Source organism: Pseudodesulfovibrio sp. JC047, assembly GCF_010468615.1.
Lineage (GTDB): Bacteria > Desulfobacterota > Desulfovibrionia > Desulfovibrionales > Desulfovibrionaceae > Pseudodesulfovibrio.
The window spans coordinates 1-1,214 of sequence record NZ_WUEH01000048.1 but is presented as its reverse complement, the minus strand read 5'-3'; the positions used below and the strand labels follow the sequence as shown (position 1 = coordinate 1,214).

At 41.4% G+C, this 1,214-nt stretch carries 1 protein-coding gene; it reads left to right on the top strand.

What is annotated here, in order from left to right; translation table 11 throughout:
* A partial coding sequence (locus GO013_RS16620; protein WP_203529698.1) for a Ty1/Copia family ribonuclease HI occupies positions 1 to 551 on the top strand: 551 nt, incomplete at its 5' end.
* Between the last annotated feature and the right edge of the window lie 663 nt (positions 552 to 1,214).

Genomic DNA, 1,214 nt, shown 5'->3' with positions numbered 1-1,214 from the left:
ATATATTCAAGTATCTTCGGAGAACGAAAGATTATATGTTAACTTTTCGGGCAGATGATTTAACGCCTTTGGCGTACACAGACTCAGATTTCCAATCAGATACGGATGCCAGAAAGTCAACCTCAGGATATGTTTTTACTCTATCGGGTGGGGCTATTTCATGGAGAAGTGTCAAGCAAGATTGTACTGCTGATTCTACCATGGAAGCAGAGTATGTGGCGGCAGCGGAAGCTGCAAAGGAAGCAGTATGGCTCAGGAAATTCCTAATGGAATTAGGAGTTGTTTCTGCAGCAGAAAAACCGATTGTCATGCACTGCGACAACACAGGTGCGATAGCACAGTGTAAAGAGCCCCGGAATCACAAGAAAGGCAAGCACATTCAGAGAAAGTACCACTTGATCCGGGAATTCGTTCAGAATGGAGAAATAGTGGTGGAGCAGATTGCCTCAGCTAATAACTTAGCAGACCCATTTACTAAGACTCTTACTGAGAAAGTCTTTACTTCTCATGTTGAGTCTATGGGAGTTAGGTTAGGAAGTAGTGATCTTTAGTGCAAGTGGGAGTTTGTTGGGATTGGTGTATGCCCTAAAGCCCACTAGCTGCACTTTTCTCTCTGTTACTGGATATTTATTGGTTATATAATGGAATGACTCTTTCTCTTTAATCATGTGTATATGTATGGTTGTGTATAAGGCCCATTGCTTCTAATAATTGAATCAGGTGTGAAGTGGCTTCACACAGATAGGTCTGATTCATGGATATTGGAAACAACAAATTAGTTCATAACTGAAAGATGGAGTTGGGCACTTCATCTTGGTATAAGTTATAATGAGATACTCTCCTATATAGGGTGACAAACCTAAGTCACGGGAGGGCTTTCCCGGATCTATCTCATTAGTGCATGTGTCATGCATTGAACAGGACCATTGTAGGTGTGATCTCTAAAATAGTACTATCACAGAGAGAGATCAAATCACCTCATGCTACTAAGTGACCGGTGCTCTTAATCTTGAGCATTTGTGGATGAACTGACGAAGTCAAGTTCTTGTGCTTTAATTCACTATGGGTGAGATTCTTTTCATGGGTCAACAGCTCTGTGAGTTGGGTACTCGGGCTTGATCAGTTGGGACATGCAAATGCAATATAGAATCTATGCCATCTACTGATGGATTGATCGTCCCCTTAGAATTATCCGATTGATCATCAAAATCTAA